This is a genomic window from Streptomyces sp. MI02-7b (assembly GCF_033793585.1).
In the GTDB taxonomy this organism is placed as follows: domain Bacteria; phylum Actinomycetota; class Actinomycetes; order Streptomycetales; family Streptomycetaceae; genus Actinacidiphila.
In genome coordinates this window covers 1-994 of record NZ_JARAWX010000072.1, presented here as the reverse complement: position 1 = coordinate 994, position 994 = coordinate 1, and the positions used below count along the sequence as shown (strand labels likewise).

Genomic DNA, 994 nt, shown 5'->3' with positions numbered 1-994 from the left:
GATGATCGATTCCAAGGGTTCGGCCACGAGATAAGGCGAGGGTGTCCACTCTCAGTGTGTGACGACCGAGATAGACACCCTCGCGACTGCACTCTACGTGCGTGTCGACGACTTGTTGAAGGATTCGCCGCATCTGGCGCCGTGGCGGCCCACGGTGGGCATCGCCCCGCGGCTGTCGGACGCCGAGCTGGTCACCCTGGCGGTGATGCAGGCCCTGCTCGGCTACACCTCCGAAGCCCGCTGGATACGGCATGCCCGGACCCGCCTGCGGCACCTGTTCCCGTACCTGCCACTGCAGCCCGGCTACAACAAGCGGCTGCGGCGGACTGCCGAGCTGATCCGGTTGACGATCCGGATCCTGGCCACCGACACCGCCTTGTGGAACGACGATGTGTGGGTGGTGGACTCCACGCCGGTGGAATGCGGCCGCTCCAAGGAAACCGTGCGTCGCTCTGACCTGGCCGGATGGGCCGAATACGGCTACTGCGCCAGCCACAGCCGCTACTTTTGGGGACTGCGGCTCCACCTGGTGTGCACCCTGCACGGGCTCCCCGTCGGCTTCGCGCTCACCGGCGCCAAGGCCGACGAACGCGAGACGCTGCTGGACCTGCTGACCGTCGACGGCGACCTGGCATCCGACCGCCCGGGCCAGACTCTGATAGCCGACCGGCACTACTACGGTCGCGAGTTCGAGCGGCGCCTGGCAGAACTGGACGTGCGGTTACTGCGGCCGGCCCGCAAGGGCGAACCCGAGCGGGCCGGAGCACAGCTGTTCAAGCCGCTACGGCAGCTGATCGAGTCGGTCAACGACACCCTCAAAGGCCAACTGGACCTGGAGCGGCACGGCGGCCGCACCCCCGGCGGCGTGGCCGTCCGCATCCTGCAACGACTCCTCGCCCTGACCGCCGCGATCTGGCACAACCACCACACCGGCCAGCCCACCCTGCGCTCCCTGACCGCCTACGACCACTAACCCTTGGAATCGATCATCTAG

At 67.5% G+C, this 994-nt stretch carries 1 protein-coding gene; it reads left to right on the top strand.

Annotation, left to right across the window (positions count from 1 at the left end):
• Positions 1-58: 58 nt before the first annotated feature.
• Positions 59-973 (top strand): IS982 family transposase, encoded by a 915-nt coding sequence (locus PV364_RS41105; RefSeq protein WP_319666058.1) that lies wholly within the window; start codon positions 59-61, stop codon positions 971-973.
• The last annotated feature ends 21 nt before the right edge of the window (positions 974-994 follow it).